The sequence below is a fragment of the Vibrio sp. T11.5 genome (assembly GCF_027587155.1).
Lineage (GTDB): Bacteria > Pseudomonadota > Gammaproteobacteria > Enterobacterales > Vibrionaceae > Vibrio > Vibrio neptunius.
Window position 1 is genome coordinate 30,811 of the sequence record NZ_JAPPTP010000020.1, and the last position, 14,277, is coordinate 45,087.

General features: G+C 46.2%; 25 protein-coding genes. All 25 read right to left on the reverse strand.

Features of this window, described 5'->3' with window-relative positions; all coding sequences use genetic code 11:
* Positions 1–20 precede the first annotated feature (20 nt).
* Complete coding sequence (rplO, locus tag OH455_RS17575) at positions 21–455, reverse strand: 50S ribosomal protein L15 (RefSeq protein ID WP_006963206.1); 435 nt, start codon at positions 453–455, stop codon at positions 21–23.
* A gap of 5 nt (positions 456–460) precedes the next feature.
* Complete coding sequence (gene rpmD, locus OH455_RS17580; protein WP_006963207.1) at positions 461–637, reverse strand: 50S ribosomal protein L30; 177 nt, start codon at positions 635–637, stop codon at positions 461–463.
* A gap of 7 nt (positions 638–644) precedes the next feature.
* Complete coding sequence (rpsE, locus tag OH455_RS17585) at positions 645–1,148, reverse strand: 30S ribosomal protein S5 (RefSeq protein WP_004745894.1); 504 nt, start codon at positions 1,146–1,148, stop codon at positions 645–647.
* Positions 1,149–1,162: 14 nt separating this feature from the next.
* Positions 1,163–1,516 (reverse strand): 50S ribosomal protein L18, encoded by a 354-nt coding sequence (gene rplR, locus OH455_RS17590; RefSeq protein ID WP_045974706.1) that lies wholly within the window; start codon positions 1,514–1,516, stop codon positions 1,163–1,165.
* Between the two features lie 9 nt (positions 1,517–1,525).
* On the reverse strand, positions 1,526–2,059 hold the full coding sequence (rplF, locus tag OH455_RS17595; RefSeq protein ID WP_045974707.1) for a 50S ribosomal protein L6: 534 nt from the start codon (positions 2,057–2,059) through the stop codon (positions 1,526–1,528).
* Positions 2,060–2,071: 12 nt separating this feature from the next.
* Positions 2,072–2,464, reverse strand: a complete 393-nt coding sequence (gene rpsH / locus OH455_RS17600) for a 30S ribosomal protein S8 (protein WP_045974708.1) — start codon at positions 2,462–2,464, stop codon at positions 2,072–2,074.
* 29 nt (positions 2,465–2,493) lie between these two features.
* Positions 2,494–2,799 carry a 30S ribosomal protein S14 gene (rpsN, locus tag OH455_RS17605; protein ID WP_006963211.1) on the reverse strand — a complete coding sequence of 102 codons (306 nt, stop codon included), beginning with the start codon at positions 2,797–2,799 and terminating at the stop codon, positions 2,494–2,496.
* 17 nt (positions 2,800–2,816) lie between these two features.
* Positions 2,817–3,356, reverse strand: coding sequence for a 50S ribosomal protein L5 (gene rplE, locus OH455_RS17610; RefSeq protein ID WP_045974709.1), 540 nt, complete (start codon positions 3,354–3,356; stop codon positions 2,817–2,819).
* Positions 3,357–3,379: 23 nt separating this feature from the next.
* Positions 3,380–3,697: a 50S ribosomal protein L24 gene (rplX, locus tag OH455_RS17615; RefSeq protein ID WP_045974710.1), complete on the reverse strand. Its 318-nt coding sequence runs from the start codon at positions 3,695–3,697 to the stop codon at positions 3,380–3,382.
* Positions 3,698–3,710: 13 nt separating this feature from the next.
* Entirely contained in the window at positions 3,711–4,082 is a 372-nt protein-coding gene (rplN, locus tag OH455_RS17620; protein ID WP_004745883.1) for a 50S ribosomal protein L14, read from the reverse strand.
* 164 nt (positions 4,083–4,246) lie between these two features.
* Positions 4,247–4,501, reverse strand: a complete 255-nt coding sequence (gene rpsQ / locus OH455_RS17625) for a 30S ribosomal protein S17 (RefSeq protein ID WP_045974711.1) — start codon at positions 4,499–4,501, stop codon at positions 4,247–4,249.
* Positions 4,501–4,692 carry a 50S ribosomal protein L29 gene (gene rpmC / locus OH455_RS17630; protein ID WP_011078825.1) on the reverse strand — a complete coding sequence of 64 codons (192 nt, stop codon included), beginning with the start codon at positions 4,690–4,692 and terminating at the stop codon, positions 4,501–4,503. Before rpmC ends, rpsQ begins: the two co-directional genes overlap by 1 nt.
* Positions 4,692–5,102 carry a 50S ribosomal protein L16 gene (rplP, locus tag OH455_RS17635; protein WP_004410459.1) on the reverse strand — a complete coding sequence of 137 codons (411 nt, stop codon included), beginning with the start codon at positions 5,100–5,102 and terminating at the stop codon, positions 4,692–4,694. The genes rpmC and rplP overlap by 1 nt, the downstream gene beginning before the upstream one ends.
* An 11-nt stretch (positions 5,103–5,113) precedes the next feature.
* The gene (gene rpsC / locus OH455_RS17640; protein WP_004745879.1) at positions 5,114–5,812 is read right to left on the reverse strand and encodes a 30S ribosomal protein S3; all 699 of its coding nucleotides are present in this window, start codon (positions 5,810–5,812) and stop codon (positions 5,114–5,116) included.
* 19 nt (positions 5,813–5,831) lie between these two features.
* Entirely contained in the window at positions 5,832–6,164 is a 333-nt protein-coding gene (rplV, locus tag OH455_RS17645) for a 50S ribosomal protein L22 (protein WP_006963216.1), read from the reverse strand.
* Positions 6,165–6,174: 10 nt separating this feature from the next.
* Complete coding sequence (rpsS, locus tag OH455_RS17650) at positions 6,175–6,453, reverse strand: 30S ribosomal protein S19 (protein WP_004745876.1); 279 nt, start codon at positions 6,451–6,453, stop codon at positions 6,175–6,177.
* Between the two features lie 21 nt (positions 6,454–6,474).
* Positions 6,475–7,299 carry a 50S ribosomal protein L2 gene (rplB, locus tag OH455_RS17655; RefSeq protein ID WP_006963217.1) on the reverse strand — a complete coding sequence of 275 codons (825 nt, stop codon included), beginning with the start codon at positions 7,297–7,299 and terminating at the stop codon, positions 6,475–6,477.
* A 16-nt stretch (positions 7,300–7,315) separates the two neighbouring features.
* Complete coding sequence (rplW, locus tag OH455_RS17660; protein ID WP_004398471.1) at positions 7,316–7,618, reverse strand: 50S ribosomal protein L23; 303 nt, start codon at positions 7,616–7,618, stop codon at positions 7,316–7,318.
* On the reverse strand, positions 7,615–8,217 hold the full coding sequence (rplD, locus tag OH455_RS17665; protein WP_004745875.1) for a 50S ribosomal protein L4: 603 nt from the start codon (positions 8,215–8,217) through the stop codon (positions 7,615–7,617). The genes rplW and rplD overlap by 4 nt, the downstream gene beginning before the upstream one ends.
* A 17-nt stretch (positions 8,218–8,234) precedes the next feature.
* A complete protein-coding gene (rplC, locus tag OH455_RS17670) occupies positions 8,235–8,864 on the reverse strand; it encodes a 50S ribosomal protein L3 (protein ID WP_006963219.1) in 630 nt (209 codons plus the stop codon).
* Between the two features lie 14 nt (positions 8,865–8,878).
* The gene (gene rpsJ / locus OH455_RS17675) at positions 8,879–9,190 is read right to left on the reverse strand and encodes a 30S ribosomal protein S10 (RefSeq protein WP_001181007.1); all 312 of its coding nucleotides are present in this window, start codon (positions 9,188–9,190) and stop codon (positions 8,879–8,881) included.
* A gap of 656 nt (positions 9,191–9,846) precedes the next feature.
* Entirely contained in the window at positions 9,847–10,584 is a 738-nt protein-coding gene (rlmB, locus tag OH455_RS17680; protein ID WP_269982268.1) for a 23S rRNA (guanosine(2251)-2'-O)-methyltransferase RlmB, read from the reverse strand.
* A gap of 12 nt (positions 10,585–10,596) precedes the next feature.
* On the reverse strand, positions 10,597–13,062 hold the full coding sequence (rnr, locus tag OH455_RS17685) for a ribonuclease R (protein ID WP_269982269.1): 2,466 nt from the start codon (positions 13,060–13,062) through the stop codon (positions 10,597–10,599).
* Between the two features lie 310 nt (positions 13,063–13,372).
* Positions 13,373–14,011: a flagellar protein MotX gene (gene motX, locus OH455_RS17690; protein ID WP_045977363.1), complete on the reverse strand. Its 639-nt coding sequence runs from the start codon at positions 14,009–14,011 to the stop codon at positions 13,373–13,375.
* A 72-nt stretch (positions 14,012–14,083) separates the two neighbouring features.
* A complete protein-coding gene (locus OH455_RS17695) occupies positions 14,084–14,230 on the reverse strand; it encodes a hypothetical protein (RefSeq protein WP_167336335.1) in 147 nt (48 codons plus the stop codon).
* Between the last annotated feature and the right edge of the window lie 47 nt (positions 14,231–14,277).

Here is a 14,277-nt window from a genome sequence, read left to right on the forward strand (position 1 = left end):
CTGTACCTCGTTCCTCGAGATTATTCCTCGATTTTACCGCCTGCAGCTTCGATTGCAGCTTTAGCGCCTTTAGTCACACGTAGACCTTTAACAGTCACTGCTTTGTTAATTTCACCAGATAGAACAACTTTTACAAATTCGATGTTCTTAGTGATAACGTTAGCAGCTTTAAGGCTGTTTAGGTCAACGACGTCACCAGTAACTTTCGCTAGCTCAGCTAGACGAACTTCAGCAGACACTAGGCTCTTACGAGAAGTGAAGCCGAATTTTGGTAGACGTTGTTTCAGAGGCATTTGACCGCCTTCGAAACCTGGACGTACTGAACCGCCAGAACGTGACTTTTGACCTTTGTGGCCACGACCACCGGTTTTACCAAGGCCAGAACCGATACCACGACCTACGCGCTTCGCAGAAGGCTTAGAACCCGCAGCCGGTGATAGAGTATTCAAACGCATTCTGATTACTCCTCAACTTTAACCATGTAGAAAACCTTGTTGATCATGCCGCGTACACACGGAGTATCTTCAAGTTCTACAGTATGGTTGATTTTACGAAGGCCTAAACCCTTTAAACACGCTTTGTGCTTAGGTAGGCGACCGATTGAGCTTTTAGTCTGAGTAACTTTAATAGTTGCCATGGTGTTCTTACTCCGAAATAGATTCAACAGTTAGACCACGTTTAGCAGCAACCATTTCTGGCGACTTCATGCTACCTAGCGCATCGATCGTAGCACGAACGATGTTGATAGGGTTCGTAGAACCGTATGCTTTAGATAGTACGTTGTGTACACCTGCTACTTCTAGTACTGCACGCATCGCACCACCTGCGATTACACCCGTACCTTCTGCAGCTGGCTGCATGTAAACTTTAGAGCCCGAATGACGACCTTTCACCGGGTGGTGAAGAGTGCCTTCGTTTAAAGCGATCGTCGTCATATTGCGACGCGCTTTTTCCATTGCTTTTTGGATCGCTGCAGGTACTTCACGAGCTTTGCCGTAACCGAAACCTACACGACCGTTACCGTCACCAACTACAGTTAGTGCAGTAAAGCTCATGATTCGACCACCTTTAACCGTTTTTGAAACACGGTTAACTGCGATTAGCTTTTCTTGCAAATCATTCGCTTGAACTTGTTGTTCTTTAGCCATCTTCCAACCCTACCTTAGAATTTCAGACCAGCTTCGCGAGCAGATTCTGCTAGCGCCGCCACTCGACCGTGGTATTGGAAACCAGAACGATCAAATGCAACTGAATCAACGCCTTTTTCAAGAGCGCGCTCAGCAACAGCTTTACCTACTGCTTTAGCTGCATCGATGTTACCAGTGTTCTTAATTTGCTCACGGATCGCTTTTTCTACAGTAGAAGCTGCTGCGATAACCTCAGAGCCGTTTGATGCGATAACCTGAGCGTACACGTGACGAGGAGTACGGTGTACTACTAGGCGAGTTGCACCCAGTTCTGCAATCTTACGACGTGCGCGTGTAGCACGACGGATGCGAGATGCTTTCTTATCCATAGTGTTACCTTACTTCTTCTTAGCTTCTTTAGTACGCACATTTTCATCTGCGTAACGAACACCTTTACCTTTATAAGGCTCAGGCTCACGGTAAGAACGAATGTCAGCCGCAACCTGACCAACAAGTTGTTTGTCACAACCAGTGATCACGATTTCAGTTTGGCTTGGACACTCAGCTTTAATACCCGCTGGCAATTCATGCTCAACTGGGTGAGAGAAGCCAAGAGTTAGGCCTACAGCGTTGCCTTTGATAGCAGCACGGTAACCTACACCCTTAAGAGTTAGCTTCTTAGTAAAGCCTTCAGTAACGCCAACAACCATGTTGTTAACTAGAGCGCGAGCAGTACCTGCTTGTGCCCATGCGTTAGCAACACCTTCGCGTGGACCGAAAGTAAGATTGTTTTCTTCCTGAGCAACAACTACCGCATCGTTAAGAACGCGAGATAGTTCGCCTTTAGCACCTTTTACAGTGATTTCTTGGCCGTTTAGTTTCACCTCTACGCCAGCTGGAATAGCGACAGGTGCTTTAGCAACACGAGACATAGTCTACTCCTATTAAGCTACGTAGCAGATGATTTCACCACCAAGACCTGCTTTACGTGCAGCGCGGTCTGACATAAGACCCTTGGAAGTTGAAACGATAGCAACACCAAGACCACCCATTACAGAAGGAAGTTCATCTTTCTTCTTGTAAACACGTAGACCTGGACGAGAAACACGTTTAAGTTGCTCGATTACTGGTTTTGCTTGGAAGTACTTAAGTGTAACTTCTAGCTCAGGTTTAGCTTCGCCTTCTACAGCGAAATCAGTGATGTAACCTTCAGCTTTTAGTAGTGCAGCAATTGCAACTTTAAGCTTTGAAGAAGGCATTTTAACAGCAACTTTGTTTGCTGCCTGACCGTTACGAACGCGGGTCAGCATATCCGAAATCGGATCTTGCATGCTCATATGATTTACTCCAAATGATTAAGTGGCAATTACCAGCTAGCCTTACGAAGTCCAGGAATCTCGCCTTTCATGCAAGCTTCACGAACTTTGATACGGCTTAGACCGAACTTACGTAGGTAACCGTGTGGACGACCAGTTTGGTTACAACGGTTGCGCTGACGAGATGCACTTGAATCACGTGGAAGAGATTGCAATTTAAGAACTGCGTTCCAACGATCTTCTTCAGATGCGTTTACATCGCTGATGATAGCTTTAAGCGCAGCACGCTTTTCAGCGAACTTAGCGACTAGCTTCGCACGTTTTGCTTCACGTGCTTTCATTGAATTTTTAGCCATAACAGTAACCCTTCACCTTACTTACGGAATGGGAAGTTAAAGGCAGCCAGCAGAGCACGGCCTTCCTCATCAGTAGCAGCAGACGTCGTAATAGTGATGTCTAGACCGCGTACTCGATCAACTTTATCAAAGTCGATTTCCGGGAAGATGATTTGCTCGCGAACGCCCATGCTGTAGTTACCGCGTCCGTCAAAAGACTTAGCGCTAACACCACGGAAGTCACGTACACGTGGAAGAGCGATGTTAATTAAACGCTCAAGAAAATCCCACATACGTTCGCCACGCAAGGTTACTTTACAACCGATAGGGTAGCCTTCGCGGATTTTGAAACCTGCAACAGATTTACGCGCTTTAGTGATAAGTGGCTTTTGACCAGAGATCGTTGCCATATCAGCAGCTGCGTTTTCTAGCAGTTTCTTATCGTTGATTGCTTCACCAACACCCATGTTTAGGGTGATTTTCTCGATTCTAGGGACTTGCATGACGCTTGTGTAGCTGAACTCTTTGGTCAGTTCAGCGACTACAGACGACTTGTAGTAATCATGCAGTTTCGCCATAGTAGAACTCCAAATTACTTCTATTAGTTAGAAACGATTTCGTTGTTAGATTTAAAGAAACGAACTTTCTTACCATCTTCAAAACGGAAACCGATACGGTCAGCTTTACCAGTAGCTGAGTTAAAGATTGCAACGTTAGAAGCATCAATAGCTGCTTCTTGCTCAACGATGCCACCTTGTTGACCTAGAGCCGGAACCGGCTTTTGGTGCTTCTTAACAAGGTTGATACCTTCAACAATAACTTTACCAGTTGCTAGAACCTTAGTTACTTTACCTTTCTTGCCTTTGTCTTTACCAGCAAGAACGATTACTTCGTCGTTACGACGGATTTTAGCTGCCATTTCTACGTGCTCCTTACAGAACTTCTGGAGCCAGTGAAACGATCTTCATGAACTTATCGCCACGAAGTTCACGTGTCACAGGGCCAAAGATACGTGTACCGATTGGTTGCTCAGTGTTGTCGTTCAACAATACGCAAGCATTACGGTCGAAGCGAATGACAGAACCGTCTGGACGACGTACGCCTTTACGGGTGCGCACTACTACCGCCTTCAGAACGTCACCTTTTTTAACTTTACCGCGAGGAATTGCTTCCTTAACAGTAACTTTGATGACGTCACCGATATGTGCATAACGGCGGTGTGAGCCACCCAGGACCTTAATACACATTACCTTGCGCGCGCCAGAGTTATCAGCTGCGTCAAGTGTACTTTGCATTTGGATCATTGTTAGTGCTCCGCTAAATATTAATAACTAGACCCATCACGGGTCGGGCTGCCTCTTTAAAAGGGACGCGAATTGTACCACCCTTTTCTGTGATTGGGTAGTCAAAAAATAAACGGCCCCAAAATAATTTTGGAGCCGTTTTTTTGTTTATAGATAAGTGAAGATTACATCTTCGCCTTTTCTACAACTTTTACCAAAGTCCAAGACTTAGTCTTAGACAGTGGACGACATTCACGAATCTCAACAGTATCGCCTAGGCCACACTCGTTGTTCTCGTCATGTGCGTGAACTTTAGTCGTGCGCTTTACGAACTTGCCGTAAATTGGGTGTTTAACCATGCGCTCGATAGCAACAGTGATAGACTTATCAGCCTTGTTGCTAACTACACGACCAAATGAAGTACGAATTTTGTCGCTCATTATGCGCCTGCCTTCTCAGTCAATACGGTTTTCACACGTGCGATATCACGACGTACAGCTTTCAGAGTATGAGTTTGCTGTAGCTGACCAGTTGCAGCTTGCATGCGCAAGTTGAACTGTTCGCGTAGCAAATTCAGTAGCTCAGAGTTAAGCTCTTCAACGCTTTTTTCGCGTAGATCTTGTGCTTTCATCACATCACCTGCTTAGTTACAAACGTAGTTTTGAATGGCAGTTTACGCGCCGCTAGACGGAACGCTTCACGAGCCAATTCTTCAGGTACACCACCCATTTCGTACATAACCTTACCAGGTTGGATTTGGGCTACCCAGTACTCAACGTTACCTTTACCCTTACCCTGACGAACTTCAAGTGGTTTTTCTGTGATAGGCTTGTCTGGGAACACACGGATCCAGATTTTACCTTGACGCTTAACGTGACGTGTCATTGCACGACGTGCCGCTTCGATTTGACGAGCAGTTAGACGGCCACGGCCAGTTGCTTTAAGACCGAATTCGCCGAAGCTTACATCAGTACCTTTAGCTAGACCACGGTTACGACCTGTCTGAACCTTACGGAACTTAGTACGTTTAGGTTGTAGCATCTGTCGACTCCTTACTTACGGCCTTTGCGCTGCTTCTTAGGCTTGTCGCCTTTAGGCTCTACAGCGTTAGCTGCTGGCATACCGCCTAGGATCTCACCTTTGAAGATCCAAACTTTAATGCCGATCACACCGTATTGAGTGTGAGCCGAAGAAGTTGCGTAATCAATGTCAGCACGTAGAGTGTGTAGAGGCACACGACCTTCACGGTACCACTCTGAACGTGCAATTTCAGCGCCGCCTAGACGACCGCTTACTTCTACTTTGATGCCTTTAGCACCTAGACGCATAGCGTTTTGTACCGCGCGCTTCATAGCACGACGGAACATAACACGACGCTCTAGCTGAGACGCGATGCTGTCACCAACAAGTTGCGCATCTAGTTCAGGTTTACGTACTTCAGCGATGTTAATTTGCGCTGGTACACCTGCAATTTTAGCTACTGCTGTGCGTAGCTTCTCAACGTCTTCACCTTTCTTACCGATTACAACGCCTGGACGAGCAGTGTGAATTGTCACACGGATGCTCTTAGCAGGACGCTCGATAACGATGCGTGATAGAGACGCTTTTTTCAGTTCACTTGTAAGGAACTGACGTACCTTGAAGTCGCCGTCTAGGTTGTCAGCGAAATCTTTGGTGTTAGCAAACCATGTAGCATTCCAAGGCTTAACGATGCCAAGACGAATACCATTTGGATGTACTTTCTGACCCATTGCTTACTCTCCTAGTCTCTTAGCGATCTGCTACAACAACAGTGATGTGGCTTGAACGCTTCAAGATACGATCCGCACGACCTTTAGCACGAGGCATAATACGCTTCATGATAGGGCCTTCATCTACGAAGATCTTTGCGACACTTAGATCGTCAATATCTGCACCTTCGTTGTGCTCCGCGTTCGCGATAGCTGACTCAAGAACTTTCTTAACTAGATCAGCAGCTTTTTTGTTGCTGAAAGTTAGGATTTCTAGAGCTTGGTCAACTGATTTACCACGGATTTGATCCGCAACTAAGCGAGCTTTCTGAGGCGAAATGCGAGCAAAGTTATGTTTAGCTAGTGCTTCCATCATCTACTCCTTAACGCTTCTTAGCTTTCTTATCCACGACGTGGCCGCGGTAAGTACGAGTTGGTGCAAATTCACCCAGTTTGTGACCGATCATTTCTTCGGTAACGAAAACTGGTACGTGCTGACGACCATTATGGACAGCGATGGTCAAACCGATCATCGTAGGGATGATCATTGAACGACGGGACCAAGTCTTAATAGGCTTTTTGTCTCCGCTTTCCACCGCTTTCTCTACCTTCTTCAGCAAGTGTAGGTCAATAAATGGACCTTTCTTGAGAGAACGTGGCATGGCGATTCCTCTTTATATAGATTACTTGTTACGACGACGTACGATGTACTTGTCAGTGCGTTTGTTCTTACGAGTCTTGAAGCCTTTAGTTGGCTGACCCCATGGTGAAACTGGGTGACGACCACCAGAAGTACGGCCTTCACCACCACCGTGTGGGTGGTCTACTGGGTTCATCACAACACCACGAACGGTTGGACGAACACCACGCCAGCGGCTAGCACCAGCTTTACCAAGTTCACGTAGCATGTGCTCAGAGTTACCAACTTCACCGATTGTTGCACGGCCTTCAGAAAGTACTTTGCGCATTTCGCCAGAACGTAGACGGATAGTTACGTATGCACCGTCGCGAGCAACGATTTGAGCATATGCACCAGCCGAACGAGCTAGCTGACCACCTTTACCAGGCTTAAGTTCAACGTTGTGTACAGTTGAACCTACTGGGATGTTACGCATTGGAAGTGCGTTACCAGCTTTGATTGGCGCGTCTGCACCAGACTGGATAGCATCACCAGCTTGAACACCTTTAGGTGCTAGGATGTAACGACGCTCACCGTCTGCGTACAGAACTAGAGCGATGTTAGCGCTACGGTTTGGATCGTATTCTAGACGCTCAACTTTCGCTGGGATACCGTCTTTAGTACGTTTAAAATCAATTACACGGTAGTGGTGCTTGTGACCACCGCCGATGTGACGTACTGTAATACGACCGTTGTTGTTACGACCACCGTTCTTAGAGTTTTTCTCTAGAAGAGGTGCGTATGGCTTGCCCTTGTGTAGGTCAGCGTTAACAACTTTAACAACGTGACGACGACCAGGGGAAGTCGGCTTACATTTAACAATAGCCATTTCTCAACTACTCCTGTTATTCCGCGCCGCCAACGAAGTCAAGATCTTGACCTTCTTTCAAAGTAACGTACGCTTTCTTAACGTCGCTGCGGCGACCTTGGCGTAGACCTTGACGTTTGGTCTTACCCTTAGTAATAAGAGTATTTACAGACTTAACTTCAACTTCAAATAGCTTTTCTACAGCTGCTTTGATCTCTTTTTTAGTAGCATCTTTAGCTACTTTGAAAACGATAGTGTTCGCTTTCTCAGCTGCCATAGTTGCTTTTTCAGAGATGTGCGGAGCACGTAGAACTTTTAGGATACGCTCTTCAGTGATCATGCTAGCATCTCCTCAACTTGCTTAACTGCGTCAGCAGTAATTACAACCTTGTCGAACGCGATTAGCGATACTGGGTCGATACCAGCAACGTCACGTGCGTCAACTTTGTATAGGTTACGAGCAGCTAGGAATAGATTCTCATCTACTTCGCTAGTCACGATAAGCGCGTCAGTTAGCTCAAGCTCTTTAAGCTTAGCTACAAGCTCTTTAGTCTTTGGTGCTTCTACTGAGAAGTTATCAACAACGATTAAACGCTCTTGACGAACAAGCTCAGAAAGAATGCTCTTCATAGCACCACGGTACATTTTTTTGTTTACTTTTTGGCTGTGATCTTGTGGTTTCGCAGCAAAAGTAACACCACCTGTACGCCAGATTGGGCTACGGATTGTACCAGCACGCGCACGGCCAGTACCTTTTTGACGCCATGGCTTAGCGCCACCGCCAGAAACTTCTGAACGTGTTTTTTGAGCACGAGTACCTTGACGAGCACCTGCTGCGTACGCAACAACTACTTGGTGTACAAGAGCTTCGTTAAACTCACGTCCGAAAGTAGTTTCGGAAACAGTTAGTGCATCAGCACCTTTAACCATTAGTTCCATTACTTACTCCTGAGACGTTATGCTTTAACAGCTGGTTTAACGATCACGTTACCGCCAGTTGCGCCTGGGACTGCACCTTTAATAAGAAGCAGGTTGCGCTCAGCGTCAACACGTACGATCTCTAGGTTTTGAGTCGTTACACGCTCAGCACCCATGTGACCTGCCATTTTCTTGCCTTTAAATACGCGACCTGGAGTCTGACATTGACCGATAGAACCAGGAGCACGGTGAGACAATGAGTTACCGTGAGTCATATCTTGAGTAGAGAAGTTCCAACGCTTAACAGCGCCTTGGAAGCCTTTACCTTTAGATGTACCAGTAACGTCTACTTTCTTAGTTTCGTTGAACAGTTCAACCGTTAGTTCAGCACCAACTTCAAACTCTTCACCGTTTTCCAAACGGAATTCCCAAAGACCGCGACCAGCTTCAACACCTGCTTTAGCAAAGTGGCCAGCTTCTGGCTTAGAAACACGGTTAGCTTTCTTAGCACCAGTAGTTACCTGGATTGCTGCGTAGCCGTCAGTCTCAAGTGTACGAACTTGAGAAACACGGTTAGCTTCAACCTCAACAACTGTTACTGGGATAGAAACGCCTTCTTCAGTAAATACGCGGGTCATACCCACTTTACGACCGATTAGACCAATCATTCTTCTAATCTCCCTTAACCTAGGCTAATTTGTACGTCAACGCCCGCAGCAAGGTCTAGACGCATCAGTGCATCAACAGTTTTGTCTGTTGGCTCAACGATGTCGATTAGACGTTTGTGAGTACGGATTTCGTACTGATCACGAGCATCTTTGTTAACGTGTGGAGAGATAAGAACTGTGAAACGCTCTTTACGAGTAGGCAGTGGGATTGGACCACGAACCTGTGCGCCAGTGCGCTTAGCTGTTTCAACGATTTCCGCTGTAGAAGCATCGATTAGTTTGTAATCGAAAGCTTTTAGGCGGATACGGATACGTTGGTTCTGCATGAGACAGAGCTCCAATATTAAAAATTACACAAACAATATCGCCACTCACACTCGCAAAAGCGAGAGAATGCCGATTGATTTATGTGAAACCGTAACTTCCAAGATTAGGAAGTATTGTCAGTTAATTTTCGATTAACTACCCCTACATACCAGAATCACGTCTGGGGATAGTTATTCCGAAGAATAAGTAGCTAATTGTATTAACCGCGAACATAAGCTGAGTCTACATTACCTGAAATATCATAGAGATAAATCAGCTCCTCTTCGCTCATTGGTTCACAACTGGCTTAACCAGTGCGCTGCATTATACAGATCACAGTTTGACATGCAAGCGCTGTGTGAAAAATAAACGCATAAGAGGGAATGGGGATTTGGGATTGGGATGCGGGATGCGGGAACGGACTTCGTCCTATGGTGAACTAACTTGTTAAGGCTAATGAAGCTGTAAATGGTATTTGATTCTCTGCAAAGCCAAAACTGTCATCCTCAAGAGTGAGGGACGAACGAGTTGTGGATCTCGCAACTCCAACAGATGTACTTGTGAGATTCCCTACTCCCTCATTCTTCGGTCTATGGAATGACATCTTTAAGACTTAAAACAAAAAAGCGCAAGCTGAACGAACAGTCTGCGCTTTATAGATAAGGCTTGCGAGCAGTTAAGCTAAGCGCTGGCGCACCGCTTCAAACAAACAAATGCCTGAAGCAACAGAGACATTTAGACTTGAGACACTCCCTGCCATTGGGATCTTGATTAGGTCATCACAAGTTTCACGTGTCAGGCGACGCATACCATCGCCTTCTGCGCCCATGACGATCGCAAGAGGCCCAGTTAACTTAGCTTGGTAGAGGTCATGAGTTGCTTCGCCAGCCGTGCCAACAAACCAGATCCCCTGTTCCTGCAATGCACGCATTGTTCGAGCTAAGTTGGTTACGCGAATCAAGGGTACTGTTTCTGCTGCGCCACATGCGACTTTGCTAACCGTAGCCGTAATATTCGCTGACTTATCCTTAGGAACAATCACTGCCGCTACTCCCGCAGCATCAGCATTGCGTAGACACGCACCTAGGTTATGCGGATCAGTGACTCCATCCAATACTAGCAATAACGGTGTGGAATGTTGGGCAAGAATGTCATCGAGATCATTTTCATTCAGCTGCTTAGCTGGCTTCACCTTAGCCATAATGCCTTGGTGATTCGCACCACGTGCTTTGTCATCCAGAGTTTTGCGTGTCATTTGTTGAATCGACACACCACACATCTGGAGTTCATTCAAGATTGGCATTAAGCGGTCATCTTGACGACCTTTTAATACGAAGGCTTCAACAAAGCGCTCTGGCTCTTTTGCCAGTACCGCTTTTACTGCGTGAATGCCGTAAATAAATTCATTACTCATTAATTTATCCGATTACTGTTTTTTACCACGCGCTTTCTTTGCTTTGTGACGTGGCTTTTTCTTACGCGCTTTTTCTGAAGGTTTCTTCGAGGTTTTACTGCCTTTGCCTTCTTCCTGGCTGCCATCCGGGCGTTTAGTTGGTTCAACCATAGGCTTAGCTTTATCTGCGGAACGACGACCATTCGCTGCCGCATTTTTTTTGGCCTTAGCTTTTTTCTGTGCCTCAGCTGCACGTTTTTTGGCTGTTTTTCCTTTGCCGCGTAGCTTACGACTAGTTTCGACTAATTCAAAGTCAATTTGTCGATCATCTAGATTTACAGACAGTACTTTCACTTTCACTGCATCACCAAGGCGATAGATAGCGCCGAAAGTTTCACCAATTAGTCGCTGTCCAATCGGATCAAACTGGTAGTAGTCGTTTGCCAAAGCAGAAATATGCACTAGTCCGTCAATATGCAGTTCAGTTAAACGGACAAAGAAACCAAAGCCAGTCACATTAGCAATCACACCTTCCAGCTCTTCACCAACGTGATCTTGCATGTACTCACATTTGAGCCAGTCAGAAACTTCGCGAGTCGCATCATCGGCGCGACGCTCAGTCATCGAACATTGCTCACCGTAGAAGTCCATGTCATCAAATGAATAGTGGCAACCACCGGTTGGTGTCCAGCGATCTTTCAATGTGCCATTTTCTTTGGCAATTAGATATTTAATCGCGCGGTGCAATAGCAAGTCTGGGTAGCGGCGAATTGGCGAGGTAAAGTGCGCGTAGCGTTTTAGTGCCAAGCCAAAGTGACCGCAGTTATCTGCGTTATAGACCGCCTGCTTCATTGAACGCAACAACATGGTTTGAATCAGCTCTTTATCTTGACGCTCGCCAATTTGCTTAACTAAGTCAGCATAATCGGTTGGCGATGGCTCTAAACCACCATTTAAGTGCAGACCTAACTCACCCAAGAAGTCACGGAAACCTTGCAGACGGAGTTCACCCGGAGATTCGTGAATTCGGTAGAGTGCCGGTTCTTTTGCTTTTTCGACCAAAGAAGCAGAAGCGATATTGGCTAAGATCATACACTCTTCAATAATCTTGTGCGCATCGTTGCGAATCACAGGTTCAATACTGTCAATCTTACGCTCCGCATTGAAGATGAACTTGGTTTCCACCGTTTCAAATTCAATCGCACCACGATTGTCACGAGCATGCTTAAGCACCTTGTACATCTTATGCAGCTCTTCTAAGTGAGGAACGAGTGGTTCGTATCTTTGGCGTAGCTCTTCATCCCCTTCAAGGATATGGTGTACCTTGTTATAAGTCAGGCGAGCATGGGAGTTCATCACCGCTTCGTAGTGCTTATAGCCAGATAACTTACCCGTCTCAGAGATGGTCATCTCACACACCATACATAGGCGATCAACTTGTGGGTTGAGAGAACATAAGCCGTTAGACAATACCTCCGGAAGCATAGGAACGACCTGCGATGGGAAGTAAACCGAGTTACCGCGGTTAATCGCTTCTTTATCCAGTGCACTGTCTGGGCGAACGTAATAGCTGACATCAGCAATAGCGACCCAAAGCCTCCAACCACCGCTTTTCTTTTTCTCACAGAAAACAGCATCGTCAAAGTCGCGAGCATCTTCGCCATCGATAGTCACGAGTGGCAGTTCGCGTAGGTCTACCCTACCGACTTTTGCCTCTTCCGGTACTTCTTCACCAAGCCCTTCAATTTGCTTATCGACTGCTTCAGGCCACTCATGCGGAATTTGGTGAGTACGGATAGCAATTTGTGTCTCCATCCCCGGGGCCATATTTTCACCCAGAACTTCAATCACTTTGCCCATCATGCCACGAGAGCGAGAGCCACGATCGGTAATTTCAATCACTACGACGTTACCCATACGCGCTCCTGCACGTAAGTCATTCGGGATCAGGATGTCTTGGCTAATACGCGAGTCATCGGGCACAACATAGGAATAGCCGTACTCCATAAAAAATCGACCCACAATTTGCGTCTGACGCTCTTCAAGCACGCGAACCAAACGACCTTCTTTTCTTCCTCGCTTGGAGTTCTGTGTTGGCTGGACTAACACATAGTCGCCATGCAGAACACTTTTCATCTGGTGATGTGGCAATACCACATCGTTATCTTTGCCCACACTCCCTTCAGGCCGCACCCAGCCATGACCATCTTTGTGTCCGATAACGTAACCTTTCACCATTTCGAGTTTTTCTGGCAAGGCGTAGCATTGACGGCGGGTAAACACCAGTTGACCATCACGTTCCATCGCTCTCAATCTACGGCGTAAGCCTTCATATTGCTCTTCGCCTTCTAAATGAAGCGCTTCAAAAAGATCGTTGCGATTTAAAGGAACGCCAGCCTGCTCAAGAAATTCAAGAATGAACTCCCGACTGGGAATTGGGTTTTCGTAGTTCTCTGACTCACGAGCAGCAAAAGGATCGTTTGTGGTGTTTTCTGACATAGGCGCGCCTAATTAAACAAGGAAGGTAATTAAAGCTAGTATATCTGACTCACTTACTAAGCTACAGGAGAGTTAGATTAAAAAGCCAAATTCTCACTCTATTTTCATCACTGGCTATGATTGGTCACAATCTTAGTGGCTTACGCTAGAGACCAGCTGCTGCTATGCGGGGTGAAGCGAACGAACACAAAAGCAAGGTTTCTCGCTAAACACAGGCGAGGAATGCAACCAAGCAGTGGAAATATAAAGCAACAACGCCCAGCTTATGCTGAGCGTTGTGTTGTTACCTGAGTGCAGTCAGGTTATTGGATTACCAGAAAGTATCGCGTTTTTTGGCTCTGGCGATAATATTCTGTGGCATTCTACGTTCTAAACCCTGGCGCAGAATTGAAATGCGTTTGTGCGTACGCTGATCCGCCGTCACAGAGTTGTACAGCCAGCGATACGCATCTTCATAATCTAACGGGCTGCCGTAATCACGCAGCAGCAGTTCCGCCAAATGGATACGTGCATTAAGATTGCCCATCGCAGCCGCTTCACGCAAGTAAGGGATTGCTCGTTCTTTGTCCTGCTGAACTAAGGTGCCGCGCGAATAATAACGCCCAAGCTGCTCCAATGCCGCAGGTAACCCCTGATGCGCTGCATTTTCCATATAGTACAAGCCAAGTTCCACATCCTGCTCGACACAAACTCCCCACGCCAGCATGTCTCCATACAAAAACTCGTAGGATGGTAGGCTGATCCGGGTCGCTCGAGCGACGATATCTTCAACTAATTGGCAATTATCTGACTTAACTTGTTCTAAATGTTTGTTTTCATTGATCAGTTTTATCAATTCAGCTTCGGTATATATGGGAATAGGCTCACCGATTTCAGTAAGCTCATTGGCATTAGCCACTGAAGCCCCAAACAAAAATACCATCGAAGCAGCTAACTTTCTTAGCTTCATTGTCTGCACTCTTTGACTTCGATAATGTCTACACCTATCTGCTCACAAGACAGGTTCATACAAGCTGGGTTGTTAGCAACCTGTATCTTTAGGATTCACCGAACAAACGGCAACCTTGATACCTGTATCGGCAACGGCTGCTAACTCTTTAATCAAAATTGCCGACGACTGGCAAAAACTTGCCACTTTCAGTATAGATAGTGCATGAAAATTAAGCATAAAAAAACCAGCGCTAATGCGCTGGTTTTTACAATCGTGGATAACAA